Origin of the sequence: Oligoflexus sp. (assembly GCF_035638955.1) — a bacterium.
Classification (GTDB): Bacteria; Bdellovibrionota_B; Oligoflexia; order Oligoflexales; family Oligoflexaceae; genus Oligoflexus.
In genome coordinates, this window is the sequence record NZ_DASQYZ010000239.1 from 1 (window position 1) to 1991 (window position 1991).

1 protein-coding gene and 1 pseudogene are annotated in these 1991 nt (G+C 47.1%); one reads left to right on the forward strand and one right to left on the reverse strand.

Translation table 11 applies throughout. The annotated features are described in order from the left end of the window. Positions 1–474 (reverse strand): annotated as a pseudogene (locus tag VE954_RS22235) (hypothetical protein); the annotation flags it as partial. A 138-nt stretch (positions 475–612) separates the two neighbouring features. Here VE954_RS22235 and VE954_RS22240 point away from each other — a divergent pair. Beyond that, a complete protein-coding gene (locus VE954_RS22240; protein ID WP_324956891.1) occupies positions 613–837 on the forward strand; it encodes a hypothetical protein in 225 nt (74 codons plus the stop codon). The last annotated feature ends 1154 nt before the right edge of the window (positions 838–1991 follow it).

Genomic DNA, 1991 nt, shown 5'->3' on the forward strand with positions numbered 1-1991 from the left:
CTCGTTAATCATGACACCACGAGCGTTGGCATTGCGGAGCAAAAGACCCTCAACAATAATGTAACTGCCTTGCAGTTCGACTGCGGCCCCCCAGCGTCCTGCGCCAGGGTTCTCAATAACAGGAGACTTCATCTCCTGCACAGGCTTGTTTTCATCACCATAAGCTTCAATGGTAATCGGAGCTTCAGGGGTGCCCGAATCCTTCACAACCAGTCCTATATCCCAGGCTGAACCGCGTTTAAGCCGGACCACGTCGCCAGGCAGAAGCTTCATGGCGTTGATTTTATTCAGTGACTGCCAGGGTGTTTCAGGCGATGTCTCGGAAGGCACATCCGATCCTCCTACACTGTCGACATAGAAGATCCGGGGGCCACGGGCGGAAGCCGCCAGATTTGAATCACTGCTACGCGACTCGCATCCCAGGATACCGCCAACCAAAAGCCAGGACAGAACAACAGTCTCAAGTCTTTTCATACAGTTCACTCCATCAGTTAAACAAGCAATAAGGATACTTTTCCAAATCATTTGTCGCGTTTTTCAAAATCCAGCCCATGTAAGAAATTGGCTCAATGCAGGGCATCTCAGAAGGGGCTGTGCAACCCGACTTTTGATATGGCTTTCGATTACATAGCCGGGGTGCAAATAGTCACCACCACCTATGACTCGCTGTGGGTACGAATCGCAGGAGACAATGGCTCCTGTACGCCGGCTCCGACCGACGGCGGATACTTTTCCTGGGCCAACATCCTGCTTCGCGACGAGGCGCCCAGCAACAATATCAAGGTGATTTTTTTGAGCTTTTTGATCACAGGCATTTACGATCTGGATGGCGGCTAAACTAGGAGGCAGGATTCCTGATTTCTTCATGATCATGTCTTCTTTCCTCTTCAACTCAGTCATCACAATTTCCGCAACAACAGTCACTCCACAAGCCTTACAGGAGTTCGTGAACCTCTGCTTGACCAGGGTTTTGGCCCTAAAGCAGCTCTGGGGTTTTACAAAAAAGGCCATTCGACCGAGTCATGGTTTGCAATTCAGCTTGGACACAGGCGCTGGGATTCCCGCCACACTGCACACACCGGACGAGACGGCTCGATGTTAAGTGCAGAGATCGGCTGACCAGGATTCGTTTAATAAACCCACCAATGGGTTTGGAACCCTTTTCACGTAGATATTTCACGCGTTGTTGCCTGAATCCATATAACAAATCCTATGCAAAGCTACACTGATGAAAATCCGATTGATTACCAGCTCAGGCTTTCGAATTGATCACAGAGTGAAAGGGAGCGTCGGAAAACTGTTGTTCGGGGGTGAAAATTGGATCAGCAGCCTGATTTCTTTAATCGAATTCTCAATCGTGCTGTTTTCCTCCTTCTCCAAATTCCTTGTGTAAAGCTTGGAATCGATGCGGTGCAGCCCCATCCCAGGACAATTTTCAGGGCTGAAAATGCAAGTTTCTCACGTTGAGTGAGTAAGCTAAAACACCACGATGTAAAACTCGATCAAAATATCGACCAACATTCAACCAATGTCGAATCGTGGCTATGAAGTTTTATGGCTTGTAACCATAATCATTGGGCTCTTTTGCGCTTCTCTTTCAATAGATAGCTAACATGATCTACATTTTCTTTAATAAACCTCTAAACTTTTTTATTGGTCGGAAACTCCAAAATGCAAAATACCTTTTTCATGGTGAGCAGCTTGTTAAGATTTTTGTCAGCTGTAGAATGTTTGCAGTGGCAAGGAACCATCGACACCCCTGGAATTACAAAACTTGCTTCAGAAGGGGTTCGGGTACATTTTCTGCTATAGGCTGAATGCGACCAAGTCTGTCTCTGAACTCTTGTCGCAGCCCCCTGTTTCAGGAAAGATGTCGCTTAGCCAGAATTGAAAATATAGAGGGCGAGCAAGTAGATACAAGTGGGAAGACAGTCGTTCTATTCAAGCGAATTCAAGGAAGCGATCATCGCGAAGATTGTAAACAGGCGTAA

Excerpts from the sequence above, each read along its gene's own strand:
- VE954_RS22240 (WP_324956891.1), top strand. The coding sequence starts at position 613 with ATGGCTTTCGATTACATAGCCGGGGTGCAAATAGTCACCACCACCTAT.